The organism is Burkholderia sp. FL-7-2-10-S1-D7, from assembly GCF_001524185.1.
GTDB classification, from domain to species: Bacteria; Pseudomonadota; Gammaproteobacteria; order Burkholderiales; family Burkholderiaceae; genus Burkholderia; species Burkholderia diffusa.
In genome coordinates this window covers 129,007-155,083 of sequence record NZ_LOWY01000100.1, presented here as the reverse complement: position 1 = coordinate 155,083, position 26,077 = coordinate 129,007, and the positions used below count along the sequence as shown (strand labels likewise).

At 64.9% G+C, this 26,077-nt stretch carries 25 protein-coding genes and 1 pseudogene; 7 read left to right on the top strand and 19 right to left on the bottom strand.

All coding sequences use genetic code 11. The annotated features are described in order from the left end of the window. Positions 1-25: 25 nt before the first annotated feature. The 5 genes from WS75_RS28770 to WS75_RS28750 all read right to left on the bottom strand — a co-directional run bounded on the left by WS75_RS28770 (position 26) and on the right by WS75_RS28750 (position 6,011). Positions 26-1,129 carry a porin gene (locus tag WS75_RS28770; protein WP_059685706.1) on the bottom strand — a complete coding sequence of 368 codons (1,104 nt, stop codon included), beginning with the start codon at positions 1,127-1,129 and terminating at the stop codon, positions 26-28. Between the two features lie 286 nt (positions 1,130-1,415). Next, positions 1,416-2,423 (bottom strand): ABC transporter permease, encoded by a 1,008-nt coding sequence (locus WS75_RS28765; protein ID WP_257129472.1) that lies wholly within the window; start codon positions 2,421-2,423, stop codon positions 1,416-1,418. Then, entirely contained in the window at positions 2,420-3,400 is a 981-nt protein-coding gene (locus WS75_RS28760) for an ABC transporter permease (protein ID WP_059685701.1), read from the bottom strand. The genes WS75_RS28765 and WS75_RS28760 overlap by 4 nt, the downstream gene beginning before the upstream one ends. Positions 3,401-3,402: 2 nt before the next feature. Next, on the bottom strand, positions 3,403-4,908 hold the full coding sequence (locus WS75_RS28755) for a sugar ABC transporter ATP-binding protein (RefSeq protein WP_059686351.1): 1,506 nt from the start codon (positions 4,906-4,908) through the stop codon (positions 3,403-3,405). A gap of 92 nt (positions 4,909-5,000) precedes the next feature. Continuing rightward, positions 5,001-6,011 carry a sugar ABC transporter substrate-binding protein gene (locus WS75_RS28750; protein WP_082729776.1) on the bottom strand — a complete coding sequence of 337 codons (1,011 nt, stop codon included), beginning with the start codon at positions 6,009-6,011 and terminating at the stop codon, positions 5,001-5,003. A gap of 380 nt (positions 6,012-6,391) precedes the next feature. Between WS75_RS28750 and WS75_RS28745 the strand changes: the two genes are divergently transcribed. Continuing rightward, entirely contained in the window at positions 6,392-7,456 is a 1,065-nt protein-coding gene (locus WS75_RS28745) for a LacI family DNA-binding transcriptional regulator (RefSeq protein WP_059685699.1), read from the top strand. A gap of 216 nt (positions 7,457-7,672) precedes the next feature. Here WS75_RS28745 and WS75_RS28740 read toward each other — a convergent pair whose 3' ends face one another. The 6 genes from WS75_RS28740 to WS75_RS28715 form a co-directional block, all read right to left on the bottom strand. Beyond that, complete coding sequence (locus tag WS75_RS28740; RefSeq protein WP_059685697.1) at positions 7,673-8,023, bottom strand: cupin domain-containing protein; 351 nt, start codon at positions 8,021-8,023, stop codon at positions 7,673-7,675. Further along, the gene (locus tag WS75_RS28735; protein ID WP_059685696.1) at positions 8,020-8,997 is read right to left on the bottom strand and encodes a quinone oxidoreductase family protein; all 978 of its coding nucleotides are present in this window, start codon (positions 8,995-8,997) and stop codon (positions 8,020-8,022) included. Before WS75_RS28735 ends, WS75_RS28740 begins: the two co-directional genes overlap by 4 nt. A 104-nt stretch (positions 8,998-9,101) precedes the next feature. Beyond that, the gene (locus tag WS75_RS28730) at positions 9,102-9,983 is read right to left on the bottom strand and encodes a 3-keto-5-aminohexanoate cleavage protein (RefSeq protein ID WP_059685694.1); all 882 of its coding nucleotides are present in this window, start codon (positions 9,981-9,983) and stop codon (positions 9,102-9,104) included. 18 nt (positions 9,984-10,001) lie between these two features. Further along, the gene (locus WS75_RS28725; protein ID WP_059685692.1) at positions 10,002-10,751 is read right to left on the bottom strand and encodes an SDR family NAD(P)-dependent oxidoreductase; all 750 of its coding nucleotides are present in this window, start codon (positions 10,749-10,751) and stop codon (positions 10,002-10,004) included. Between the two features lie 13 nt (positions 10,752-10,764). Continuing rightward, positions 10,765-11,679 carry a dioxygenase family protein gene (locus tag WS75_RS28720; RefSeq protein WP_257129471.1) on the bottom strand — a complete coding sequence of 305 codons (915 nt, stop codon included), beginning with the start codon at positions 11,677-11,679 and terminating at the stop codon, positions 10,765-10,767. A 268-nt stretch (positions 11,680-11,947) separates the two neighbouring features. After that, entirely contained in the window at positions 11,948-12,268 is a 321-nt protein-coding gene (locus WS75_RS28715) for a hypothetical protein (protein WP_059685688.1), read from the bottom strand. Positions 12,269-12,556: 288 nt separating this feature from the next. On the opposite strand from WS75_RS28715, the gene WS75_RS28710 reads away from it, so the two are divergent. The 3 genes and pseudogenes from WS75_RS28710 to WS75_RS34835 form a co-directional block, all read left to right on the top strand. After that, positions 12,557-13,465 (top strand): LysR family transcriptional regulator, encoded by a 909-nt coding sequence (locus tag WS75_RS28710; protein WP_059685686.1) that lies wholly within the window; start codon positions 12,557-12,559, stop codon positions 13,463-13,465. 359 nt (positions 13,466-13,824) lie between these two features. After that, the gene (locus WS75_RS28705) at positions 13,825-14,070 is read left to right on the top strand and encodes a DUF4148 domain-containing protein (protein WP_082729774.1); all 246 of its coding nucleotides are present in this window, start codon (positions 13,825-13,827) and stop codon (positions 14,068-14,070) included. 89 nt (positions 14,071-14,159) lie between these two features. Continuing rightward, positions 14,160-14,282, top strand: a pseudogene (locus tag WS75_RS34835) (MFS transporter); the annotation flags it as partial. An 88-nt stretch (positions 14,283-14,370) separates the two neighbouring features. Here WS75_RS34835 and WS75_RS28700 read toward each other — a convergent pair. Beyond that, positions 14,371-15,255 (bottom strand): LysR family transcriptional regulator, encoded by an 885-nt coding sequence (locus WS75_RS28700; protein ID WP_059685684.1) that lies wholly within the window; start codon positions 15,253-15,255, stop codon positions 14,371-14,373. A gap of 78 nt (positions 15,256-15,333) precedes the next feature. Between WS75_RS28700 and WS75_RS28695 the strand changes: the two genes are divergently transcribed. Next, positions 15,334-16,635, top strand: coding sequence for an aspartate aminotransferase family protein (locus WS75_RS28695; protein WP_059685682.1), 1,302 nt, complete (start codon positions 15,334-15,336; stop codon positions 16,633-16,635). 73 nt (positions 16,636-16,708) lie between these two features. On the opposite strand, the gene WS75_RS28690 is transcribed toward WS75_RS28695, so the two are convergent. Further along, positions 16,709-17,617 carry a LysR substrate-binding domain-containing protein gene (locus WS75_RS28690; RefSeq protein WP_059685679.1) on the bottom strand — a complete coding sequence of 303 codons (909 nt, stop codon included), beginning with the start codon at positions 17,615-17,617 and terminating at the stop codon, positions 16,709-16,711. A gap of 157 nt (positions 17,618-17,774) precedes the next feature. On the opposite strand from WS75_RS28690, the gene WS75_RS28685 reads away from it, so the two are divergent. Together WS75_RS28685 and WS75_RS28680 are read left to right on the top strand one after the other, a co-directional pair. Beyond that, complete coding sequence (locus WS75_RS28685) at positions 17,775-19,079, top strand: NAD(P)/FAD-dependent oxidoreductase (protein ID WP_059685677.1); 1,305 nt, start codon at positions 17,775-17,777, stop codon at positions 19,077-19,079. Between the two features lie 59 nt (positions 19,080-19,138). Next, on the top strand, positions 19,139-20,269 hold the full coding sequence (locus tag WS75_RS28680; protein ID WP_059685675.1) for a polyamine ABC transporter substrate-binding protein: 1,131 nt from the start codon (positions 19,139-19,141) through the stop codon (positions 20,267-20,269). Positions 20,270-20,520: 251 nt separating this feature from the next. Here the strand turns inward: WS75_RS28680 and WS75_RS28675 are convergent, their stop codons facing one another. From WS75_RS28675 to WS75_RS28650, 6 genes are all read right to left on the bottom strand, one after another. Then, complete coding sequence (locus WS75_RS28675) at positions 20,521-20,871, bottom strand: VOC family protein (protein WP_059685673.1); 351 nt, start codon at positions 20,869-20,871, stop codon at positions 20,521-20,523. Positions 20,872-21,085: 214 nt separating this feature from the next. Next, the gene (locus WS75_RS28670; protein WP_059685671.1) at positions 21,086-21,787 is read right to left on the bottom strand and encodes an ABC transporter ATP-binding protein; all 702 of its coding nucleotides are present in this window, start codon (positions 21,785-21,787) and stop codon (positions 21,086-21,088) included. Continuing rightward, positions 21,787-22,560: a high-affinity branched-chain amino acid ABC transporter ATP-binding protein LivG gene (livG, locus tag WS75_RS28665; RefSeq protein ID WP_059685670.1), complete on the bottom strand. Its 774-nt coding sequence runs from the start codon at positions 22,558-22,560 to the stop codon at positions 21,787-21,789. Before livG ends, WS75_RS28670 begins: the two co-directional genes overlap by 1 nt. Further along, the gene (locus WS75_RS28660; protein ID WP_059447699.1) at positions 22,557-23,828 is read right to left on the bottom strand and encodes a high-affinity branched-chain amino acid ABC transporter permease LivM; all 1,272 of its coding nucleotides are present in this window, start codon (positions 23,826-23,828) and stop codon (positions 22,557-22,559) included. The genes livG and WS75_RS28660 overlap by 4 nt, the downstream gene beginning before the upstream one ends. Before the next feature lie 11 nt (positions 23,829-23,839). Continuing rightward, entirely contained in the window at positions 23,840-24,766 is a 927-nt protein-coding gene (gene livH, locus WS75_RS28655) for a high-affinity branched-chain amino acid ABC transporter permease LivH (RefSeq protein ID WP_006484734.1), read from the bottom strand. Positions 24,767-24,940: 174 nt separating this feature from the next. Continuing rightward, entirely contained in the window at positions 24,941-26,059 is a 1,119-nt protein-coding gene (locus tag WS75_RS28650) for a branched-chain amino acid ABC transporter substrate-binding protein (RefSeq protein ID WP_059685668.1), read from the bottom strand. Positions 26,060-26,077: the final 18 nt, after the last annotated feature.

Here is a 26,077-nt window from a genome sequence, read left to right as displayed (position 1 = left end):
GGGATGCATAGCTTTCGCGATACGGTCAGAACGTGTGTGCGAGGCCGATCCGGACGTCTGCCTGATGGCCGGTCGGCGCCGGTGCAAAGCTCGCGCCGATCACCGCATCCACGCCCGCGGACGCCTTCAGGTAATCGGACGACAGGTAGACCGTCGTGCGCTTCGACAGCGAATACAGCGCCGCGGCCGTCACCTGGTTCCACGCGTGCGCTTCGAAGCTGGTGTGCTGATAGCCGCCGACGAGCTGGAACGCGGGTGTCACCTGCCACGTCGCGCCGCCTTCATAGACGTTCATGACCGACTTCGCGTCCTGGAACTTCAGCACCGTATTGGTGTAGTCCGCGTACAGCGTGACGTCGCCGATCGCGTACGACCCGCCGACACCGAGCGTGCCGAGCGAGCGGATCTGGAAGGACGGCGCAGTGTCGGTGACGCTGTCGCCCGACCCGGTCGCAACGGGGAGACCGAAGAACGAATGCACCCCGATCTGCGCGTAGGGATCGATCGTCGGCGTTGCGACGAACGTGTACATCGTCGCGAGCGTCAGCGGCCCGTTGGTGTACTGCAAACCGGCGCTCCAGCCGCTGCCGTCGTGGAAGCTGCCGGGGGTATTGCTGAACCCGTACATCGCACCGAACTGGAATCCGCCCCACGTCGGGCTCATGTACTTGATCGAGTTCGTCAGCCGGTCGTTGTTCGTGCGGTCGAAGTCGCCGAGGTGAATCGCATAACCGCTGCCGGCCGAACTGACGTTGAGCGGCGCGAGGAATTCGGCAGTGAAGTCGAACTGCTTGCCCAGCGTCACCATGCCGTACGGCGTCTGTATGCCGACATACGCCTGTTGCCCGAACATCGTGCCGGGCTGATTCAACTGCCCGTTGTTCAGGTTGAACAGCGACGACAGCTTGAAGATCGCCCGATTCCCGCCACCCAGATCTTCCGCCCCCGACATGATCCAGAGGTTCGGGAACAGCACGCCGCTGTCCATCTTGAAGTTGTGATGCCCGCCTTCGTCCGTCACGTAAGTCAGGCCGTTGTCGATCTTCCCGGAGAGCGTGATGCTGCTCTGTGCGAAAACCGATCCGCTCAATGCGATGCCGATCAGTGCCGCGATCGCTGTTTTCTTCATCTCCACCACTGTCTACCCCTCCATTTCAGTCGTTCGATACCGGATGCCCGCGCATGGAATGTCTTATTTAATTTGTATAGCTAATCATTCCGATGGCTACTTATGGCTACTTCGAAAGCGAAAGGTCACGAGAGCCGATCTGATTTGCCGCCTGGACCGGATCGCGTAATGCCGATCACCTGGAGTTCATGTTAAGGACACTTCGGTCGGTAACCGTCGCCGAAGAGTCCCGTCGCTTGTCAAATCGTCTCTTTGTTTTCGTCGGGCGAGTCTTGCCTGCGGGCCGTCAGCCGACCCGCTCGGCATGCCGGCGACCGAGCGCGTCGGTGAGCACCGCGATCAGGAGCACGACGCCGACGACCAGCGGCTGCAGGTTCGCGTTGAGATTCAGCAGGTTCATCCCGTCGATGACGAGCGCCAGTGTCAAACAGCCAAGCAGCGTGCCGAGCAAGGTGCCGGTTCCGCCGAATAGCGACGCACCGCCGATCAGGATCGCCGCGATCGCAGGCAGCAGGATCGGATCGCCCATCGCCGAATCGGCCGCATTCACGCGTGCGAGGTAGACGACCGCCGCGATCCCCGCCATCAGGCCGCTGATCGTGTAGACCGCAATCCGGCGGCGGCGCACCGGAATCCCGGACAGCCTCGCAACCTCCGGATTCGCTCCGATCGCGTAGATCTCGCGACCGATGTTCAGGCGCGCGGTGACGACCGAGCCGACGACCAACACGAGCAGCATCATGTAGACGGGAATCGGCACCCCCCACCAGAACCCGGTGCCGAGGGCGCGAAAGCCGGCGGGGAAGCCGAAGATCTCGTTGCCGCCCATGTAGTGAAATGCGAGCCCCTGCACGACCCACAGCATCCCGTAGGTCGCAAGGAACGGCGGTAGCCGCAGGAACGTCACCGCCAGACCGTTCAGGAACCCGATCGACGCGCCGCACGACATTGCAATCGCGACGGCGAACCACGGGGACACCCCGGCTTTCATCGCACCTGCTGCGAGGCAGGCGGAAAGAGTGAGGTTCGCGGCGATCGACAGGTCGAACCCGCCCGACAGGATCACGATCGTGAGGCCGGACGCAAGCAGGAACATCAGACTGGCCTGCCGCAGCACGTTCAGCAGGTTGCCCGATGTGGCGAAACTGTCCGATGCGAACGCGAGCGCGATTGCAAGTGCACCGACAAACGCCGCGCGATAGATCAGCGCGGTCGCGTCTTCGGACAGGCGGCCGCGACGTTCGATGCCGATGACACGCATCGCCGCAAACAGAGATTGATTCCGGGTATTCATGCTTGCGCTCCTGCGACGCGGGATTGACGGACACTATCGATGACGACGACCGCGAGAACCAGCAAACCGATCGTCACGACCTGCAGCGACGATTCGATGCCGACCAGGTTGAGCGCATTGCGAAGCACGCCGATCGTCAACACGCCGATCGCCGTACCGGGCAACCACCCTTCCCCGCGCTCGAATGAGGTTCCGCCGAGCACGACTGCCGCGATTGCGTCGAACTCCATGCCGATCGCGGCATTCGGCTCCGCCGAATTCATGCGTCCGACGAGCAGGAGCGCAGCAAGGCCCGCGAACAGGCCGCTCATCACGTAGATCGCGACGTGATGGACACGGGCGCGAACACCCGCCAATGTCAGTGCGTCCCGGTTACCGCCGATCGCGAACACGTAGGCGCCGAACCGGGTGTGGTAGAGCAGCAGATGCGTGACTGCGTATGCCGCGAGCGCGCAGGCGATCGGGAACGGCACGCCGAGTACCGACGAACCGTAAAGCACGCCGACGGCAGGATTCGTCACGACCACCGCATTACCGTCGGTCATCACGAGTGCAACACCGTGCGCGACGCCGAGCGTGCCGAGGGTCACGACGAACGGCGGCAGGCCGAGTCGCGCGACGAGCGTGCCATTCAGGAAGCCGATCGCGATACCGACCGCCGCCGCCGCGCCGAGCGCGCCACCGATGCCGGCGCCGGCCCCGAGCGACTGCGCGAACACGACGCCGCAGAGGCTCAGCAGCGCACCGACCGACAGGTCGAGCCCCTCGCTCAGGATCACCAGGGTCATCGGCATCGCGATCATCACGAGGATCGAGATCTGGAGGCCGATGTCGACCAGGTTCGCGCGCGACGCGAAGCCGTGTACGCCGAAAGCCGCCGCCGCGACCAACGCGACACTGGCCCACACGATCGAAGGCAGCGGCCGTTTGCGCCGCGCTGCCAGGTCCCCGCCATTACGTTTCGTTTCAACCGACATCGTCAACCTCCGTGCATTGCCAGACCCAGGATGTTTTGCTCGCTCAGCTGTTCGCGCTGCAGTTCGCCCGAAATCGCGCCGCCACGCATCACGTATGCGCGATCGCACACGTGCACGATCTCCGACAGCTCCGAGCTGATCAGCAGGACGGCCGCGCCCTCCTCGACCAGCCGCTCGATCAGGTTGAAGATTTCAGTCTTCGCACCGATATCGATGCCGCGCGTCGGCTCGTCGAAGATGTACAGGCGACACTCGGCACTGAGCCACTTGCCGATCACGATCTTCTGCTGGTTGCCGCCGCTCAGGTTGCGCGCCCGTTTCGCCGGGTCGCCCGGTGCGATCCGCAGCACGTCGATCAGGTCGCGCGTCGCTCGCGTTGCGCGGGCCGGGCGATACCAGCCCTTCGGGAACAGGTGCCACAGGCTCGACACGAGCAGGTTCTCGTGCACCGAGCGACGCAATGCGAGCCCCTCCTGCTTGCGGTTTTCCGGAATCAGGCCGACGCCGCGTTTGACGACTTCGTGCGGACTGCCCGATACCGGCTTGCCGAAAATCTCGATGCGGCCGCCCTTGATCGGGTCGGCGCCGATCACCGCGCGTGCGACCTCGGTCCGCCCGGCGCCGACCAGGCCCGACAATCCGACGATCTCGCCGCAGCGCACCTGCAGGTCGACCCCGTTCACACCGGTCGACGTCGTCAGGTCGCGCACGTCGAGCGCTATTTCGCCGCACGCGCCGAAATAGCGGCGTTCATAGACCACGCCGACCTTGCGCCCGACCATCAGCGCGATCAACTGGTCGGGGGTCGCGTCGCCGGCCGGCATCGACGTCACAAGCCGGCCGTCGCGCAGGACGGTCACGCGATCGCCGAGATCGAACACTTCCTTCATCCGATGCGAGATGTAGACGATCGCAACACCCGCGTCCCGCAACCGATGCACGACCGTGAACAGCGCGTCGGCTTCCCGGTCCGAGATGGCCGCGGTCGGCTCGTCCATCACGAGCACGCGCGCGTCGTGCGACAGCGCTTTCGCGATCTCGACCATCTGCTGCTGCGCGACACCAAGGTCCGCCGCATGGGCCCGCGTGTCGTACGCGAGCCCGAGTTGCGCCAGCACGGCGGCGGCGTCCGAGTGCATGCGCCGGTGATCGACGAGGCCGAAGCGGTTGCGAGGCTCGCGGCCGAGATAGATGTTCTGCGCGATCGACAGATGCGGCACGAGCGAGAATTCCTGAAAAATCACCGCGATGCCCAGGCGCTTCGCGTCGGCGGGCGATTCGATCACGACCGGCATGCCGTCGTATCGGATCTCCCCGCCATCGGCACGGTAAGCGCCGAACAGCACCTTCATCAGCGACGACTTCCCGGCGCCGTTCTCGCCGAGCAACATGTGCACTTCGCCCGGATAGAGCGTGAGGTCGACGTCGGTCAGCGCAGCCACGCCAGGAAAATGCTTGCAGATCTTGCGTAATTCGAGACGCGGAACGCGCCCGGTCGAGGTTTCCATGTTCATCTCCACGGTGCTGTTCGGCGGCCAGCCGCGCGTCATGCGACAGCCGCGGCTGCCGTAGCGTGCGGCCGCCCGCCCGGCCGCGCGCGTCACTTGCTGGCCACGTCGCTCCACGCCGGGCATTGACGCTGATCGCCCGCTAGTTCGAACGGTGCGTAGTTCGTCTTGTCGATCACGATGCCCTTGATCAGCACCGTATCGGGCACGGGTTCTTTCCGCAGGGTGCGAACCGCGGCCATCGTCGCGATGCAACCCATCTTGAAGCCGTTGAATTCGGCGGTCGCCAGCAAACGCCCTTCCTTGATCGCCTTGACCGATTCAGGCACACCACCGATGCCGACGACCTTCACCTGCTTCTGGCCCGCCGCCTCGAGGGCTTCGATTGCACCCATGGCCATCACGTCGGCGGCCGCCAGCACGCCGTCGATCTTCGGGTTCGACTGGATCAGGTTCTCCATCACCTGCAGCGCCTGCAGCCGCTGATAGTTCGCCGGCTGCGACGCCAGCAGATGAACGTTCGGGAATTCCTGAAGGGCCTTCCTGAACCCGCGCACGCGCTCGTCGCTCGTCGTCGAGCCTTTCACGCCTTCGAGGATCACGACATTGCCGTTGCCGCCGAGGCTCTTGAACAGATACCGCGCAACGTCGAGACCGAGGTTGTAGTCGTCCGCGACGACGACCGACGAAAACTTGCCGCCCGCCACGCGATCGTTGTAGTTGACGACCGGAATGCCGATCGTGTTGATCTTCTGGATCGCCGGCACGACGCCGTGCGGATTCACGCCCATGAACAGCACGGCGTTCGGCTTCTTCACGCCGACGTCCTCCAGCTCGCTCAGTTGCTCGCCGAGATCGTTCGGGCGCGTCGGCGCGTAGTGCGTGACCGACACGCCGAGCTGCTTTGCCTCGGCGTTGACACCCGCGCGAACGAGCGCGAAATGCGGATCGACCTGGTTCTTGTAGAAGGCGGCGATCGTCTCGCTTGCCGCAAGCGCGCTCGCACCATGGAAGCTGCCGATCGCCGCCGCAGACGCGGCGACGATGCACATCGCGGCCCGCTTGCGCGCCGGCTGCCGTTCGGGTTTAGGGTTCGTCTCCATCCACTGGCTCCTGTACGTCGTTCACATTGGCCACACCGCGTTCCGGCATGGCATCCTGGGCAACAGTGTGCAACCGTTTGCATAAATTCAGACAAAATATGGCCAGGTAACGCATCGGCGTTACATGTCGCACCCTTCGATCGACCCTGCTTTTTCCGGGCTTCTGCGTGCCGGACCGCCGATGGCATCTTCGGCGCTGGAACCGCTTCGACCGCCCGCATCGATCACGTGATTCACTTTATGCAAACGTATGCACATCCTACCCAAGGCAATTACCCTGTCAATGAGGTTTAGTCCCGAAAACATTAGGGTTTCACCTGCAACATTGATCGCAACCCATTGCATCGATACAATCGGATTCCTATTCTCCAGCGGGTTCCATGAGCCAATCCTCCGAAGCGCGCGGCACCGGCCGCGTCACGATTCGCGAAGTCGCCGCGGCGGCATCCGTCAATGCGTCGACGGTGTCGCGCGTGCTCAATCCGGCCACACGCCACCTGATCGGCGACGAGGTCGTGCGTCGCGTGCTCGCCGTGGCCAAGTCGCTCGGCTATCGGCAGAACCGGCTTGCCTCCGCACTGCGCGGCGGGCAATCGAAGGTGATCGGCGTGTGCCTGCCCGACATCTCGAACCCCGTGTTCCCGCCGATGGTCTGCGGGATCGAGGAGGAACTGGCAGCCGAAGGCTATGGCGTGCTGATCGCGAACATCGTCGGCAAGCCCAGGGACCAGGAACGGATGCTCGAGCAGATGCTCGAGCGCCAGGTGGACGGGCTGATCCTCGCGACCGCCGCGCGGCACGACCCGCTCGTACGGCGCTGCATCCTCGACGGCGTGCCGGTCGTGCTCGTCAATCGCGGCGAGGACGGCGGCCACGTGCCCGAAGTCGTCAACGACGACTTCCTCTCGATGCGGCTCGCGGTCGAGCATCTGGTCGGGCTCGGGCATACGCGCATCGCGCACCTGTCCGGGCCGGAACGGCTCGCGACCGGCCTGTCGCGACTGCAGGGTTTCCAGATCGCCGCCCAGCAGCACCATCTTGCGGCCAACGTCGTCGTGGAGGCGGTCGAGTTCACGCGCGAAGCCGGGCGCCTTGCATGCGCGCAGTTGCTCGACACGCATCGCAGCGTAACCGCCATCATCGCGGCGAACGATTTGATTGCGCTCGGCTGCTATGACGTGTTTGCCGAGCGGCGAATCGTGTGCCCGAAGGACATCTCGCTGATCGGGCACAACGACATGCCGCTGCTCGACATGCTGAATCCGTCACTGACCACCCTCCGAATCCAGCATCGCGAGATGGGCCGGCAGGCCGCACGCCTGTTGCTCGGCATGATCACGACACCGGGCAAGGCACCGTTGCGCATCACGCTGCCGCCGGAGCTGATCGTGCGCGGGTCGACGGGCGCACCTCGTGCAGCGGGCGGCCGGGCACGCGCGAACTGACGCCTCGCGCCGATTGGCCGGCCACCGAAACGGTCGTTGCCGTCTGCGCACATGCGTGCGAATCAGGTGAGACAAATATAAAGTTGCGGGCGTCCTGAAACCTGACCGAAATGGCCTGCAGCTTGCCGGATCGTCCGATATTCGCAGGCGGCGCGGCCAGCGTGGCCGCATCGAGCCGTTGCGGGCAGCATTGCGCCACCCGGCCCGCCTTCGCATCTAGTCGCGCGAAGGGCGCGCGAACGGCATCGCGAGCAGGATCCTGGCGCGGCGGTTCGACCGGTTGTGCAGCGAACGCCGCTCGCCCGGCGCGAGGCGGCACGAATCGAACACCTGCAATTCGACTTCGACGCCGTCCGCGTCTACGCACACCTGCCCTTCCAGCACGACGTAATGCTTCTCGACGTCCGATCCGTCCATCGTCGTATGCCCGCCCGGCTCGATCGTCGACACGCCGAGCCACAGCGATTCGGCCGGGCCCGCCTCGCGTCCTTGCAGGCGTACGCATTGCATCCCGAAGTGATTCGGCGGGAAGTAGTCGGGCGCATCGCGAAAGCGCGTGACGTTCATGGCTTGAGCAGCACCCGGTTCGCGGTACCGCTGAACACCGTCCGATACGCGTGCGCCGCATCCGCAAGATCGAACACGGAGCCGGCATCGATCGGGAACGGCTTCAACGAACCCTGCTCGAACGACGGCAGCAACGCGTCGAGGACGTCGGCGCAGTATCGCGTGTCGAGCGCGAGCGTGTCGATCCCGACGTAGGTGTGCTGGCCGCGATAGAACGCGAAGATGTCGAACGGCACGGCACGCTCGATCGTCGAGATGAGGATTTGCGTGCCGCGCACGCTCATCGCGCGATTCGCACGCTCGAAATACGGACTCCCGACCGTGTTGTAGACGATGTTTGCGCCACGGCCGGCCGTCATCTCGAGCACGAGCTCGTCGAACGGCTCGGCGGACGCGTTGATTATCGTCACGTCGCCGGTGGCGTGCCCGATGTACGACGCATCGTCGCGCACGACACCGATCACCTCCGCCCCCGCCATGGTCGCGAGCTGGATGCTCGCCTGCCCGACCTTGCCGTTCGCGCCCAGCACGAGCACGACGTCGCCGCGCCGCACACCGCCGGCGCGGTGCAAGCCCTCGAAAGCGGTGACGAACGGTACGCCGATCGATCCCGCCTCGTCCATCGTCAGGATTGCCGGTTTCTCGCGCACGCTGTGCGCCGGCACGACGAGATGGCTGGCGTGGGTTCCGTCGCGCCGGATGCCGAGCTCGCCGCTGCTACCCCAGACCTCTTTGCCGACCAGTTCCGGCGGGCCGTCGATCACGCGCCCCGCGTAATCGCGGCCCGGCGTACGCGGCCACACCGCGTGCGGCATGAAACCGAGCACGGCCTTCACATCGCTCGGGTTGACGCCCGCGCTCTCGATCTCGATCAGGCAGTCGGTCGTATCGATCGTCGGGACAGGCTGCGTGTCGATGCTCAGTGCGAGCGCGCTGATATCAGCGCTTTTCTGCTGGACGCGAATGCATTTCATGCTCGATTGATTCCTGGAAATTGTCGATTCGGACACATCGCGCGGCGACTGTCGGTCCACCGCGCATCCCTGCGTCGCCGTGAATATCGTGCGTCGGATTGCGCTCAGGATGCAAGGCCGAGGCATTCGCGCGCATCGCGGCTCGTTGCGATCTCGCCACCGAGCAGCGTGACGATCTCGCGTGCCCGCGCGACGAGCACGGCATTGCTCTCGGCGAGCACACCTTTCTCGATATAGATGTTGTCTTCGAGGCCGACACGCACGTGCCCGCCCGCGAGCCACGCCTGCGCGACGATCGGAAACTCGAAACGCCCGATCCCGAACGCGGACCATATCGCCCCCGGCGGCAGCAGGCTGCGTGCATAGAGCAGCGTTTCCGGCGACGCGGCGAAGCCATACTTGACGCCGCTGACGAACGTCCAGAGTCCGGGACCGTCGAGCACGCCGCTCGCAATGAGATCGCGCGCCAGATGGATATCGCCGGAGTCGAAGATCTCGAGCTCCGGCTTGACGCCGGCCCGGCGGATCGCCTCGGCCATCCGCGTGACGTTCTTCGGCGTGTTGATGACGACCTCGGCTCCCGAATTCATCGTGTTCAGGTCGAGGCTGCAGATGTCCGGCCTGAGCGCGAGAATGTGCTCCACGCGCTTTTCGGGCGGCAGAAGCGTGGTGCCCGGCGCCGCAACCCTGGGATCGTCGTCGCTCGGAATGAAACGTCCGCCCGGGCCAGTCGTCAGATTGATGATCAACTCGCGATCGACCGCGCGAATCCGGGCCATCACTTCGCGATAGAGATCGACGTCCATCGAGGGTTTGCCCGTGGCCGGGTCGCGGACGTGGATGTGTACGACGGCGGCACCGGCCTGCGCGGCTTCGAGCGAAGCATTCGCGATCTGCGCGGGCGTGACCGGCAGGCCCGGATGCTGGTCGGGTCGCGTGATGTTGCCCGTGACGGCGCAGGTAATGATGGTCTTGCGAGCATGCATCGAAAGGTCTCCAGGCAGTCAGTTCAGCCGGCGGCCGCCGTCGACGACGATCGTCGCGCCGGTACTGAACGTCAGCGTCGTCGCGCAGGCGACGATGGCGGCAGCGACATCGTCCGGCGCGCCGATCCGGCGCAGCGGCGTCGTCGCCGCGGCCTTCTCGTTGAAATCGTCGCCGCGCCCGGGAACGAACTGCGTATCCACGACGCCGGGCGACACGTTCACGACGCGAATGCGCGGCGCAAGTGCGCGGCCCAGCGACAGCGCCATCACATCGATTCCTGCTTTCGCGGCGCAGTACGCGACATTGCTGCCATTGCCGGTCGTTCCCGCGATGGACGACACATTCACGACGAGCCCGTCGCCCGATTCGTCAAGCAACGCACGAAATGCGCGGATCGCCGCGAACTGGCCGCGCCAGTTGACTTTCATGATCTCGTCGATTAGCTCGTCCGTCAGCGCGTCGAGGTCCGCATGGCGAACCGGCTTCGTGAAGCCGGCGGCATTCACCAGGATGTCCGCTCGCCCGTATCGCTTGCGCACCTCGTCGGCGAGCGCGGCGAGCGTCGCGCTGTCGGTGATCGCCGCGAGCGCGGCCGAGTGCCCTTCCCCGGGCAGTTTGTCGGCGATGCGCTGCGTGGCCTCAAGGTCGCTTCGTCCGACAACGACAACGCGCGCGCCGGCTTCGGCGAAATGCCTTGCGGTCGTGATGCCGATCCCGCCGGTACCGCCGAGAATGACGGCGACTTTTTCGTTCAGATTGCGTGGCACTGCCGCCTCCTGTTCAGTCGATGGGCGGCGTCGGGTACGTCGGCGTACCTTCGGCCATGATGAATTCGAAATCGAGCGTGTAATACACCTCGTCCGTTTCCGCATACGGCCCCGTCCGCGGGTCATGGCGCTCGAAATTGCCGACGAGGCGACGATTCACGCCGAACACGACGTCCGAGTCGAGATGCTCCGAATCATCGGCGAACACCTGCGACACCAAGGTCGCATGACCTTCCGCGACGATCACGAAGTGGATGTGCGCGGGCCGGTACGGATGGCGATTCTGCGCCTCGAGCAGCGTGCCGACGGGGCCGTCGACGGGCACCGGGTAACCGGCGGGACGCACGGTACGAAAGTTGAACCGCCCCTGCGCATCGGTATGAAAGCGGCCGCGCAAATTGCGGTCAGGCTGGTCCGGGTCCTGGTTCTCGTAGAGACCGACCGGCGACGCTTGCCACACATCGACCGCCGCATTCCCGACCGGCCGGCCCGACACGTCGAGCACACGACCGCGCATGAACAGCGGTGCGCCGGGCGACCCCGGGCTTGCGATCGATTGGCCGTCTTCGTAGACCGGCGAACCGCCGCGATAGAACGGCCCGAGCAACGCGCCCGGCGTGCGGTCGGTCGCGTCGGAATTGTTCAGCAATGCGACCAGCGTCGAAAAACCCAGGACATCCGACAGGAGCACGACCTCGTTGTGCCGCTCGTTGCATGCGTGCCCCGCGGCACGGAGAAACGAGAGACCGCGCTCGAACTCCTCGTCCGTCAGCTTCACCTGCTTCAGGAACGCATGCCCGTGATCGACCAATGCTTCGACGATCTCCTTCAGCCGAGCGTCCCGGGTTCCCGCCATCGCCGCCTTGACGATCGCGGTAACGGACGCGGGATCATCGGTAATTGCACTCAATACCGCTTGTTCCGCCATCACACCCTCCATGCAACCGTTTGCATAACTTGATGCAATAATACCCGGCGGACTGCGCGGGAGGATAGAGCGTTAACCCTAGCGAATTGGAATTAGACGATGAATATGGGTATTCTGTGGCACGCAACCGTTTGCATAGAATTGCGCCAACGGAGTGCGCGTTTCCCGACGATTGCGTGACGCGGGCGCACGAGGCGCACGCAAGAAGGTGCAGGAGGATGCCGTCACCTGCCCCGCCTGGCGGCGGAGCAGATGCGGCACCGAATTGTCATTGACCGGGCGCGGACGCGCCGGCGGCGGCTTTCTGTTCTGCTGCTTTGTGTTCGGCTCTTTGGAGGCTCTGCGGATAGTGATCGTCCTTGCTCATGCGATAGCCGTTCTTCTCGAGCGTCCGCAGTTCCTGGTTCCGCTTCAGCCGGGCCTCCTTGCGCTGCGCTTTGCGTTGCGCCTTCAATTCCTGCTTCGACATCGGGGCACTGGCCGCTGCCGGCGCAGCATCCGAATCCTGTGCATACGCAACCGGCGCCCCCAGCAGCACGACTCCGGTCAGTACTGCGAGTGCGAGCGGCCTCAAGCTGGACTGATACATGTGATTCTCCTTTTTCGTCGATGTTCGAATGACAAGCTTCTGCGTGCCGGCGCCAGTTCGACTTGATTCGATCGTGGCTTCATCCGATTCACGCCTTCACAAGTTACACGACGGCAAGATGATTTTTCTTAAGACACCTGAATTTTCCTGATCGATGACGACAGCGACAGACGACAGTCCATCAAGGCGGCAGCACGCCGCATGGCCGGCCGAGGACGGCTCGCGGCACGCCACGATCGACGAAAGCATGTCGGACATGCGTCCGTCATTGCACTGAGGAAAGCGAAATTGAAACTGTCACTCGAAGCCCTCGAGGCACTGGATGCGATCGACCGGACGAACTCGTTCGCCGATGCGGCCGCCCTGCTGCACCGCGTGCCGTCGACCCTCAGCTATCTCGTGCAGAAGGTCGAGAGCGACCTGGGAGTCACGTTGTTCGACCGCAGCGGCCGCCGTGCGAAGTTGACGCGCGCGGGGCGCGTCGTTGTCGAGGAAGGCCGCCGGCTGCTCGCTGCCGCCGAGCAACTTGAACTGAGGACGCGTCGGATCCACGATGGCTGGGAAACCGAACTGCGCGTGTGCGTGGATGAAGTGCTGCCGTTTTCAGGTTTCTGGCCCTACGTGCATGAATTCGACGCACTCGAGATGGGCACGCGTTTGCGCCTGTCGACCGAGGTGCTCGGCGGCACCTGGGATGCACTCGTCTCGGGGCGCGCGGATCTCGTCGTCGGGGCAACGGGAGAGCCTCCCGCGCTGACGGACATCGTCGCACGCCCGATCGGCACGCTGCGTTACGTGTTTGCGGTCGCGCCGCATCACCCTCTCGCAAAAATGCCGGAACCGATCACGCTCAGTGCCGTGACTCAATATCGTTGCGCGCTGGTCGGCGGCCCTTCGCGCGAATCGCTCCTGCGCTCGGCGGCGTTCCAGCCGTCCCAACCCTACCTCGCGGTACCGACCCTTGCGACAAAACTCGCGGTGCAGTGCGAGGGACTTGCCGTCGGCACGCTACCCGCGGGCCTTGCCGCCCGCGCGATCGACGAAGGCAGGCTCGTGACCCGCCACGTGGCCGGGATGTGCGAAACGGCCCAGTGTTATCTGGCATGGCGCGACGACGAAGCCGGGCCCGCGCTGCAATGGTGGCGCGACAAGCTCGATCGCCCGGACCTGCTCGAGCAATTCATTGCGCAGCGGTGAACGCAAGCGATCAGGTCGACCTGGTTCACCATTCGAGCGAATCACAAGCCGCGAGCGGAAAACATCCGATGATCCGCTCCGGATCATGGCCGGCTTCTCTATCAGAGGCTGTCCGGACGTCCTTCGAACAAGCATGTCGTCGGTCAGACGATGCCATGTCATTTTCCTTCCTCGATGCCTCAAGCGTTTCGATCGATTGGATCGATTTTTTTGAAGTGACGTGCGCAAAGACCTAAATTGCGTGCTCGCGCAATAATGTTTTACCAGCACCTGAATGCGGTCTCGGCTACACTGTTCTTACCGGTAGCTGACAAGAAGGTTGAGAGCGCCGCGCGCAACTGCATCGGAGGTAAATCATTATGGAATCCTTTATTAAAGCCTTGGCCATCGCGACGATGATCGCCGTTCCCGCCGTGTCGTTCGCCCAGCCGGAGAATCCGGCGAAGACCCGTGCGGAGGTCCGCAACGAACTCATTCAGATCGAAAAGGCGGGTTATAAGCCGTCCATGGCCAGAAGGACGCAGTTCCCGGAAAACCTGCAGGCCGCCCAGGCACGCGTAGCAGCGTTGAACGGACAGAACGCGGCCCATCAGCCGGCCCAGTGAGCGGCTCGTCGCCGTCGGGCGGCACCACCCTGCCCGACGCGCAATAGCAGGCCCTGGCTGCGAGCCCCCTCCCGCAGCGGCGGCTCGCAGCCAGGGCCTGTCTCGCGGAAGAAATCGCGTCCGAGGGGCTCGGTTTCTCGATGGAGCGCTATGTCGGCGGGACCGCGTTCGGCGGCATGTTCGGACGGATCGGCATGAGCGCTCTTGCACAATCCTCGTCGATGGCCAATTGATTCTAAGCGGCGACAAACAACGGCGCGGCAGTCACACGCGCCGGCGCCAATCGCCGCGCGTCGCCCATCACAACAGCGGCAGCGTCAGCCGAATATGCTCCGCGAACGCCGCAGTCAGATGCGAAGGCCGTTTCCGGTCGAACTTCAGCGTAATGCCCACCGCCGGCAACGGCGGCAACCGCGGATCGCCGTTGACGATCGCCAGGTCGGCCGGCACGGCCGTCTGCGTCATCACCGCGAACGCCTGCCCCGAGCGCACCAGCGCGATCAGCCCTGCGAGACTGCTGCTCGCATACGCGACGCGGAAATCGCGGCCGGCGCGATGCAGCGCTTCGCAGGCCGCAATGTGGTCGAGCGTATCGCGATCGGAAAGCGCGAGCGGCAGCGGATCGAAATGCGCGGGCTCGAGCCCCGGATAGCCGATCCAGACCAGTTGCTCGCGACGAATGATGTCGCCGTTCGCCCCGTCGTCCGGCAATGAAATCATCGCGAGATCGACCGCGCGTTTCTCGAGCTGTTCCAGCAGCCGCGGCGTCGGTCCGCATACGATTTCAACGATCGCCTGCGGATGCTGGCTCGAAAACTGCCGCAGCAGCGGCGGCAGAAACACCGCCGCGTAATCGTCCGGGCACCCGAATCGGATCGTCCCCGACAACCCCGTGCCGCACAGGTCGGCCATGGCCTCGTCGTGCAGCCGCAGGATGCGCTGCGCATGCACGAGCAGCCGCTCGCCCGGGTGGGTCAGCAGCACGCCGCGGCCGGTGCGCTGGAACAGCGGCTGGTCGACGATATCCTCGAGCCGCTTCATCTGCTGGCTGAGCGCGGACTGCGTCCGGCCGACACGCGCGGCCGCGCGGCTGAGCGCGCGCACCTCGGCGATCACGACGAACGAACGCAGCAGGTCGATTTCGAGCGAGCGTCCCAAGGTATTAACTCCCTTTCTACCTTGCATAAGCACTATTCGTTTCCATCAAACCAGACGCGCGCCTAGACTGCAAGCGATCCCTGCCCCCTCGCCCGGAGAAGCCCGATGTCCCTGAACGACGACGCAACCTTCTGGCGCAACGCCAGGCAGCACCTGGTCCGCTACGGCGGCACGTTCGAGCCGATGATCATCGAGCGCGCGAAAGGCAGCTTCGTCTACGACGCCGACGGCCGCGCGATCCTCGATTTCACGTCGGGGCAGATGAGCGCGGTGCTCGGCCACTGCCATCCGGAGATCGTCTCCGTCATCGGCGAATACGCGGGCAAGCTCGATCATCTGTTCAGCGGGATGCTGTCGCGGCCGGTCGTCGACCTCGCGACGCGCCTCGCCGACATCACGCCCGACGGGCTCGACCGCGCGCTGCTGCTCAGCACCGGCGCGGAATCGAACGAAGCGGCGATCCGGATGGCGAAGCTCGTCACCGGCAAGTACGAGATCGTCGGCTTCGCGCAGTCGTGGCACGGGATGACGGGCGCGGCCGCATCGGCCACGTACAGCGCGGGCCGCAAGGGTGTCGGCCCGGCCGCCGTCGGCTCGTTCGCGATTCCGGCGCCATTCACGTACCGGCCGCGCTTCGAGCGCAACGGCGCGTACGACTATCTCGCCGAACTCGACTACGCGTTCGACCTGATCGACCGCCAGTCGAGCGGCAACCTCGCGGCATTCATCGCGGAGCCGATCCTCAGTTCGGGCGGGATCATCGAACTGCCGGAAGGCTATATGGCGGCGCTCAAGCGCAAGTGCGAGGCGCGCGGGATGCTGCTGATCCTCGACGAGGCGCAGACGGGCATCGGACGCACCGGCACGATGTTCGCGTGCCAGCGCGACGGCGTGACGCCCGACATCCTGACGCTGTCGAAAACGCTCGGCGCCGGGCTGCCGCTCGCGGCCATCGTGACGTCCGCGGCGATCGAGGAACGCGCGCACGAACTCGGCTACCTGTTCTACACGACGCACGTGTCGGATCCGCTGCCCGCAGCCGTCGGCCTGCGCGTGCTCGACGTGGTGCAGCGCGACGGGCTCGTCGCACGCGCGAACGCGATGGGCGACCGGCTCAGGCGCGGCCTGCTCGACCTGATGGAACGGTTCGACTGCATCGGCGACGTGCGCGGGCGCGGGTTGCTGCTCGGCGTCGAGATCGTCAAGGATCGCCGCACGAAAGAGCCGGCGGACGGCCTCGGCGCGAAGATCACGCGCGAGTGCATGAACCTCGGGCTCAGCATGAACATCGTGCAGTTGCCCGGCATGGGCGGCGTGTTCCGGATCGCGCCGCCGCTGACGGTCAGCGAGGACGAGATCGATCTCGGCGTGTCGCTGCTCGGTCAGGCGATCGAACGCGCGCTGTAACGCCGCCGCGCGATAACGCCCTTCTCCGCATCGTGCGATTCGTCGCGCCGGTTCGAGCGGCCGGCGCGACCGTTCAACGCACGGCTTTCCCCGCATCCGCTGCCGACTGCCCGGCAAACCACCGGAGAACGCGCTGCTGCGCCGGATGAAACGCCTCGGCGGCCTGCAACCACAGCGCATACCCGCCTTCCGTCTTAAGCTTCGGGCCGAACGGGACGATCAGCGCGCCCCGGCCGATCATCTCCTGCGCAAGCGTCAGGTCCGCCATCGCGACGCCGAGCCCGCGCGCGGCGGCATCCATCGCCAGCTCATCCAGATTGAACGTGATGTGCTTGTATCGAACGACATCCGATTCACCCTGGGCCTCCAGCCAGGTCGTCCATTCGTGGTGCCCCGTCGAACCATGGATCAGCGTGTACGGCCCCAGTTCGTCCAGCGAGGCCGGCGGGCGCAAGCCGTTCACGCTGTCGGGCGCACACACCGGCACGAGATATTCGTCGAACAGCGGCACGAACGCCCGGTCGTCCGGCATCCTGGCCAGATAGAGGATGCAGGCGTCGCACTCGCCCGAAGGATCGACCGATTGGGTCGCGACGGTCTCGATCGACAGCGACAGGTCGGGATGCTCGGCGTAGAAATCGGTCAGCCGCGGCAGCAGCCATCGCACCGCGAGCGACACATGAATCCGGATCCGAAACGGCCCGTCCCTGGGCGCGATCCGCTCGCCCAGCGTGCGCAGGTCGCCGAGCACGTTGCGCGCGACTTCCAGCACAGCCTTGCCGTGCTCGGTCAGTTGCATGGCGCGGCTGTTGCGGACGAACAGCGGCACGCCATAGTGACTTTCCAGCTGCTGGATCTTCCGGCTCACCGCGCTCTGAGTCAGATGCAGTTTATCCGCCACCTCGGTAAAGCTCGACGAATCCGCCGCAAGGACGAGCGCCTGAAGTGCCTGGAGCGACGGCGGGCGAAAGAGTTTATCCATGCGATTTTTGAATGCTTGAATGAATTAATAGCAATGGCCTGAGCACGACGCTGTCAGTATAGTTGGCCGAAATCGACGGCGCATTGGCCATCCAAGGATGCCAATTATTCATACTTCAGACGATCGCCGTCGCTCGCGCCAAGGTGGGAGGACTGTTTTGACCAGGAATTCATGCGGCTGGATCGCCGAGGCCGGCGAGGCACCGTGCCGGCCCGCGCTGCAAGGCACTCGGAAAACCGACTGGCTGGTGATCGGCGGCGGCTTCACCGGGCTGTCGGCAGCGCATACGCTTGCCGAATTGCACCCGCAGGCGCAGATCGTCGTCGTCGACCGGCAACGCGCGGCCCAGGGGGCGTCGGCGCGCAATTCGGGCTTTGTCGTGGCGCACGAGCGGCCGGAACCCGCCGAACTGGCGGGGCAACGATTGCACGACGCATACCGTCGCGTGACCGACATCGGCATCGCGGCCAACGAGGAAGCGAGGCGACGCATCGCGACGCTGGGCATCCGGTGCGACCTGAGCGATGCCGGCTATTTCTTCGCGGTCCACGATCCGGCGAAGCTGGAAGAAGCGCAAGCCCAGGTGCAGACCTTGCGCGAGGTGGGCGCAAGCGCGGAATTCGTGCACGGAGACGCGTTGTCGCGGCGCCTCGGCACGTCGTTCTACCAGGCCGCGATCTGGTGCGGCAACGGCAACGGGCTGCTTCAGCCGGCGAAGTACGCGAAGGGGTTGCTGGAAACGCTGCCCGAGCGCGTGACAGTGTTCGAGCATACCGGGATCACGGGCCTCGAACGCCTGAGCGGCGGCGGCATTCGCGCCCGCTCGGCGGGCGGCGACATCGAAGCCGCGCGGGTGATTGCCTGTGTCGGCGCATTTCTACCGCGCCTGGGCATCGCGGAGCGCGGCGTGTTTCCCCTCGAACTCAGCGCATCGTTGAGCCGTCCGCTGAACGCGCAGGAGCAGGCGGAGATCGGCCACGCAGACGCGTGGGGCGTGCTGTCCACCTATCCCGCGGGCGCGACGGTGCGTCTGACGCCGGACCGGCGGCTGCTGATTCGCAACACCGTCGAATATCGCCATCGCGATCTTGCCGGCCGCGCGCTGGACACGCGCCGCGCGATGCATCTGCGCGGCTTGCAACGGCGCTTCCCGTGGATCACGGACGCGCACCTGCAATATACGTGGACGGGCCACCTGAGCGCCACGCGCTCCGGCGAGCCGCGCTTCGCGAGACTCGACAACGGCATCCATATCGCGGCGGGATGCAACGGCTCGGGCGTGGCACGCGGCACGCTGTGGGGACGATTGCTCGCGGAGATGGCATCCGGCGGCCAGTCGGCGTTGCTGACGGCCGTCCTCCATCATGCGCAACCCGGCTGGCTGCCACCCCGCCCGTTCTTCGACATCGGCGCCGCGATGCGCTTGCGCTACGAGGCGCATCGGGCCGAATCCGAGCAGTGAACCGACATCGTCGTACCGGCGGCGTTGCCGTCGCAGTTGCAATCTACAAGGAGGAGACTATGCGCGTTTCTCGCTTTGGCGCTCTCGTGCGCCGTGCGGCCGTCGCGGGCACCCGCATCGCGGCCGTCACGGCAGCGTGTACGGTGGCGTTCGCTCACGCGGCCGACACCGAACTCAACGTCTACAACTGGTCGGACTACATCGCGAAGGACACGATCCCGAACTTCCAGAAGACGGCCGGCATTCATGTGCGCTATGACAACTACGACAGCAACGACACGTTGCAGGCCAAGTTGCTGGCAGGCAATTCCGGCTACGACATCGTCGTGCCGACCTCGAACTACATGGGCGCACAGATTCAGGCCGGCGTGTACCAGAAGCTCGACAAGTCGAAACTGCCGAATCTGAAGAACCTGAGCCCGACGCTGATGCAGATGGTCGCGGGCGCCGACCCCGGTAACCAGTACGGCGTGCCCTGGGCATTCGTCGCGATCGGCATCGGCTACAACGTGCAGTCGGTACGCAAGGCGCTCGGCGCCAATGCGCCGACAGACAGTTGGTCGCTGGTCTTCGATCCCGAGAACCTGAAGAAACTCAAGGGATGCGGCGTCTCGTTCCTCGACGAGTCGATCGACGTGTTTGCCGCCGCGCTGCAGTACCTGCACAAGGATCCGAACAGCGCCGACCCGGCCGACTATCAGGCCGCCTTCGAGATGCTGAAGAAGGTCCGGCCGTACGTGACCGAGTTCAACTCGTCCGGCTATATCAACGATCTCGCGAACAACGACGTTTGCGTGTCGATCGGTTTCGCGGGCGACGTCGGCATCGCGCGCCGGCGCAGCATCGACGCCAAGCGTGCGTATGACATCCGGTTTTCGAACGTCAAGGAAGGCGGGCTGGTGGCGTTCGACATGATGGCGATTCCGAAGGACGCGCCCCACCCGGAAGCCGCGCTCAAGTGGATCAACTACATCGAGGATCCGCAGGTCAACGCGGGGATCACCAACGAGGTGTTCTACCCGACCGCGAACGTGCCGGCGCGCAAGTTCGTGCTGGCCGCGATTGCGCAAGACCCGTCGGTTTATCCGTCGGACGACGTGCTGAAGAAAATGACGCTGATGAAACCGAAGCCCGTCGCGATCATGCGACTGGAAAACCGGTTGTGGTCGCAACTGAAGACGATGCGCTGAACCGGGCGTGCCCGGGTGGGAGTCGAATTCGCGCGGAGCATCGCATGGCGATACCTGTTTTCGGCTGACTGCGATCCGCGCCGCATGTTGGTCGCGACAGCCGGGAGCCGGTGGTGGCAATCAACGATATCCGCGCGTTGATCGAGCCGTTTCCCGAATATCAACGCCTCCAAGCCATCACGGATGGCATTCCTAAATAGAACGGTACGGCGACAGTCGATGGAGCTCGGTGTGGTGCTTTAACCGCCGCTTCAGCGGTGAACGAGCACGTTGACGAGCTTGCCAAACGGATCGCGCACGTAGAACCGACGGACACCCCACGGCTCGTCGGCCGGGCCGTATTCGACCGGAACACCCGCCGCATGCACGAGTGCGAACGCTTCGTCGAGATCGTCGACCTCGATCGACAAGTCGGGCGTCGGCGTGCCCGACCCGCCCTGCGATGCGAAGCTGATCTGCACATCCATCTGCTCGCCATTACCGTAGGTCGCGATCCAGCCATGGTCCATCAGCAAGTCGAGACCGAAGATCTGTTGGTAGAAGCGCTTCGCGTCGTCGATCGCGCGTGTGTCGATATTGGCGACGATTCGTTTGATTTTCATGGGTTGCCTCCACAGTGCGATTGCGATTCGACGCGGCAATGGCTATCTACTCACGTCGATCTGGACGAACCATCGAGATGTAACCGATTTGGCCAGGATCGAAGCTCAATCGGCTACAGATTCCCTGCAAAGCGGAAATTGCACCTGTCGTACCGATGCATCCACGAAGGATGCGGCAAGCCACCGGCCCATTGCAGGCCGGCGGCTATCCTCATCAACCGCCGAGGTACGCCTGCTTGATCCGGTCGTTCGCAAGCAGATTAGCGCCCGTATCGGCAAGCACCACGCGCCCCGTTTCGAGCACATACCCGCGATCGGCCACACCGAGCGCCTTGTTCGCGTTCTGCTCGACCAGGAACACCGTGACGCCCTCGTCGCGAATCGTCCGGATGATGTCGAAGATCTGCGCGATCACGAGCGGCGCGAGGCCGAGCGTCGGCTCGTCGAGCAGCAGCAAGCGCGGCTTGCTCATCAGCGCACGGCCGATCGCCAGCATCTGCTGCTCTCCGCCCGACATCGTGCCGGCCCGCTGCGCCGCGCGCTCCTTCAGGCGCGGAAACAGCTTGAACACATGCTCGATGCCATCCTCGATCTCATGACGGCTCGCGAAGAACCCGCCCATCTTCAGGTTCTCGAGCACCGTCAGACTCGGAAACACGCGCCGCCCTTCGGGCGAAATCGCCATCCCCTGCCGCATGATCTGGTGCGTCGACATCGCGGTGATGTCGTTGCCCTCGAACAGCACGCGGCCCGACGATGCGCGCGGCGTGCCGCACACGGTCATCATCAGCGTCGTCTTGCCGGCGCCGTTGCTGCCGATCAGCGTGACGATCTCGCCCTTGTTCACCTCGATCGACACGCCCGCGAGCGCCTCGACCGCGCCGTAGTGCGTATGGACCTGTTCCAGCTTCAGCATCACTCTTCCCCCAGATACGCCTTGATCACGCGCGGGTCGTTGCGGACCGCATCCGGCGTGCCGATCACGATCGGCCGGCCGTGCTCCATCACGAGGATGCGGTCCGACACGCCCATCACGAGGCTCATGTCGTGTTCGATCAGCAGCACCGATACGCCGAACTCGTGGCGCAGCTTGTCGATCAGGTGCTGCAACTCGATCTTCTCCTGCGGGTTGAGACCGGCCGCCGGCTCGTCCAGCATCAACAGACGCGGCTCGGTGATCATGCAGCGCGCGATCTCGAGACGCCGCTGGTGCCCGTACGACAGCGTGCCCGCCTGCCGGTTGGCGACCGACGTCAGCCCCATCCGGTCGAGCCAGACGGCCGCGCGTTCGAGCGCTTCCTTCTCGGCGCGGCGATACGCGGGCGTCGCGAACAGGCCATGCAGTATCCCCGACTTCACCTTGCGATGCTGCGCGACGAGCAGGTTCTCGACGACCGTCAGCGACTTGAACAGGCGGATGTTCTGGAACGTGCGCACGAGGCCCTTCAACGCGATCTTGTGGCTCGGCAGCCCGGCGATCGCGTGGCCGTCGAGCACGACGTCGCCACCGGTCGGCTTGTAGAAGCCGCCGACGCAGTTGAACACCGTGGTCTTGCCCGCGCCGTTCGGCCCGATGATCGCGAACACCTCGTTGCGGCGCACGTCGAAATCGATGCCGTCCACCGCGAGCAACCCGCCGAAGCGCATCTGCAGCCCGGCGACCTTCAACAGTTCTGCATTCGCGCTCATTGCGGCAGCTCCACGTGGGGACGGCTCGCGGGCAGCAGGCCCTGCGGACGCCACATCATCATCAACACCATCACCAGACCGAAGATCAGCATCCGGTACTCGGCGAACCCGCGCGCGACTTCCGGCAGCACGGTCAGCAGGATCGCCGCGAGAATCACGCCGAGCTGCGAACCCATCCCGCCGAGCACGACGATCGCGAGGATCAGCGCCGATTCGATGAAGGTGAACGATTCAGGATTCACGAGGCCCTGACGCGCGGCGAAGAACGCGCCGCCGATGCCCGCGAACGCCGCGCCGAGCGTGAACGCCGACAGCTTGATGCGCGTCGGGTTCAGCCCCAGCGAACGGCATGCGATCTCGTCGTCGCGCAGCGCTTCCCACGCACGCCCCATCGGCATGCGGATCAGGCGGCTCGTCACGAACAGCGTGAAGCCGACCAGTACCAGCGCGATCAGGTACAGGAAGATCACCATGTGCTCGCCGCTGTATTCGAGCCCGATCAGTTCATGGAAGGTCTTCGCGCCTTCGACGCTCGCCGAGCGCGCCATCTCGAAGCCGAACACCGTCGGCTTCGGAATGCTCGAGATGCCGTCCGGGCCACCCGTGAGGCTCGTCAGGTTGTTCGCGAGCAGGCGGATGATTTCGCCGAATCCGAGCGTGACGATCGCGAGATAGTCGCCGCGCAGACGCAACACGGGGAAGCCGAGCAGGAAGCCGAACGTCGCCGAGGCGATTGCCGCGATCGGCAGGCACTCCCAGAACGACAGCCCGAAATACTGGTTCAGCATCGCGTAGGTATAGCCGCCGACCGCGTAGAAGCCGACATAGCCGAGATCGAGCAGCCCCGCGAAACCGACCACGATGTTCAGCCCGAGGCCGAGGATCACGTAGATCAGCGCGAGCGTCGCGACGTCCACGGCGCCGCGCGAACCGAAGAACGGCCACACGAGCCCGACCGCGAGCAGCACCCAGATGATCGCGCGCTGCTGCTGCGCGCCCATCGCGGGCATCGCCGGCAGCTTCACCGCGGATTTCGCGCGCACGAGCCACGGCTTGAACAACTGGAACAGGAACACGGCCGCGACCGCGATCCACACCGGGCGCCAGTGCGGCGTGAGCACCACCTGATAGCCGTCGAGCTTCAACTGCAGGCCGAGCACCGGAATCGTGAGGATCGCCGTCAGCAGCGCGGCGGCCGCGGCATTCTTCAGCGCCTGGCCGATCGAGGCATCGGCGGCCGGGCGGCGAACGGAAATGACTTGACTCATCTGCGTCTCCCTCAAACCTTTTCGATGTCCGACTTGCCGAGCAGGCCGGTCGGACGGAAGAGCAGGATCAGCACGAGCAGGCCGAACGCGACGACGTCCTTGTACTCGGCCGGCATGTAGCCTGCGGCGAAGGTTTCGGCAAGGCCCAGCAGCACGCCGCCGAGCATCGCGCCCGGGATGCTGCCGATCCCGCCCAGCACCGCGGCGGTGAACGCCTTGATGCCCGCGACGAAGCCGATGTACGGATTCAGCTTGCCGATGGTCAGCCCGATCAGCACGCCGCCGACGGCCGCCAGCATCGCGCCGAGCACGAACGTGAACGAGATCACGCGGTTCGTGTCGATGCCGAGCAGGTTCGCCATCTTCATGTCTTCGGCGCATGCGCGGCAGGCACGGCCCATCCGCGAATGCGAGATGAACAGCGTCAGCGCGATCATCAGCACGATCGTCACGCAGACGATCAAGAGACGCGCATACGGAATCGTCACGTCGTAGTCGCCGCCGAGATGGATGTCGAATGCACCGGAAATCAGCACCGGCACCGACACGTCGCGCGCGCCCTGGCCGATCTGCACGTAGTTCTGCAGGAAGATCGACATGCCGATCGCGGAGATCAGCGGCACGAGGCGCGGGCCGCCGCGCAGCGGCCGATACGCGACGCGCTCGACCGCGAAGCCGTACAGGCCGGTGACGATCACCGACACGATCAGTGCGGCGCCGAGCACGAGCGGCAGCGGATAGCCGGCCGAGATGCCGATGGCAGTCAGGGTCACGAGGCCCACGTACGCGCCGATCATGTAGATCTCGCCGTGGGCGAAGTTGATCATGCCGATGATGCCGTAGACCATCGAGTAGCCGATGGCGATCAGCGCATAGATCGCACCCAGCGTCAGGCCGTTGACCAGTTGCTGGGCGAATTGAGGAAAGAAGTCAGTCATGTGCGGGAAGCTCCCGTTGGCGCTGGGTCGCGTGCCGTTGCCGGATCACGGCGTTCGGCCGCGCGCAACGCACGGTGTCGTCTCGGGCCGCCCGTTGGCCGTGCAACGGCCAAATGCGCACGCACCCTGCCCGGGTGACGGGCAGAGCGGGTGCGCGGGGCGGATACTCCGTTGTTACTTGGCGGCGGTCTTCGTCGCGTCCTTGTGCCACGTGTAGACGACGAACTTGAACGCCTTCAGGTCGCCCTGTGCGTCATACGCGACCTTGCCGATCGGCGTGTCGAACGTCGTCTTGTGCATGTACGCGGCAACCTTCGTCGGGTCGGTCGTCTTCGCGCCGGCAATTGCGTCGGCGATGATCTTCACCGCTGCGTACGACGGCATCTGGAACGGGCCGTTCGGGTCGCGCTTCTTGTCCGCGAAGGCCTTCACGAGCGCCGCGTTGGCCGGGTCGGCCGAGAAGTCGGCCGGCAGCGTGACCAGCATGCCTTCCGAAGCCGGGCCGGCGATCGCCGTCACGTCCTTGTTGCCCACGCCTTCAGGCCCCATGAACGTGGCCTTCACGCCCTGCTCGCGCGCCTGGCGCATCAGCAGGCCCATTTCCGGGTGGTAGCCGCCGAAGTAGACGAAATCGACGCCTTGCGACTTCAGCTTCGTGATGATCGCCGAGTAGTCCGAATCGCCGGCGTTGATGCCTTCGAACAGGACGACCGGAATCTTCGCGGCTTCGAGATCCTTCTTCACCGACGACGCGATGCCCTGGCCGTACGACTGCTTGTCGTGCAGGACGGCGACCTTCTTCGGCTTCACGTTGTTGATGATGTAGTGCGCGGCGGCCGGGCCTTGCTGGTCGTCACGGCCGATCGTGCGGAAGATGAAGTGGCGCTTCTTGCCTTCCGTCAGCTGCGGCGCGGTGGCCGACGGCGTGACCATCACGATGCCTTCGTTTTCGTAGATGTCCGATGCGGGGATCGTCGAACCCGAGCACACGTGGCCGATCACGTACTTGACCTTCTGGCTGACGATCTTGTTGGCGACGGCGACGGCCTGCTTCGGTTCGCATGCGTCGTCCATCTGCACGACTTCGAACTTGTTGCCGCCCGCACCGCCGGCCGCGTTGATCTGTTCGATCGCGGTCAGCGCGCCGGCCTTCACCATGTCGCCGTACTGGGCGACCGAGCCGCTCATCGGACCAGCGATGGCGATCTTCACGGTTTCCGCTTGCGCGGCAGCGGCGCCGGCGGCGAACAGCACGGCGGCGGCGGAAATGGACGTAAGACGGGACAGCGTCATCTGGGAGCTCCTCGATGT